The sequence below is a fragment of the Sporosarcina sp. D27 genome (genome assembly GCF_000586555.1).
Taxonomy (GTDB): domain Bacteria; phylum Bacillota; class Bacilli; order Bacillales_A; family Planococcaceae; genus Sporosarcina.
The window spans coordinates 1-249 of sequence record NZ_AZUC01000004.1; the positions used below are offsets into that span (position 1 = coordinate 1).

Sequence of the window (249 nt, forward strand, 5' to 3'; positions counted from 1 at the left end):
CTCAAGGAGCAAGCTCCTTGAAATTCGCTCGACTTGCATGTATTAGGCATGCCGCCAGCGTTCGTCCTGAGCCAGGATCAAACTCTCCATAAAAGAGAATTGATTGCTCAATTCGTACTGGCATCATTTAAGATGTCTATCAGATCGATTAAGATCTGTTTGTGTTTGTTCACCGGCAGAACCGGTTTCCCAAACGATAATTCGTTGACATTTTGCTGTTCAGTTTTCAAGGTTCATAGTGTTTCTGTT

1 rRNA gene is annotated in these 249 nt (G+C 42.6%); it reads right to left on the reverse strand.

What is annotated here, in order from left to right:
* Window positions 1-93 (reverse strand): 16S ribosomal RNA (locus N693_RS0100075); the annotation flags it as partial.
* Window positions 94-249: the final 156 nt, after the last annotated feature.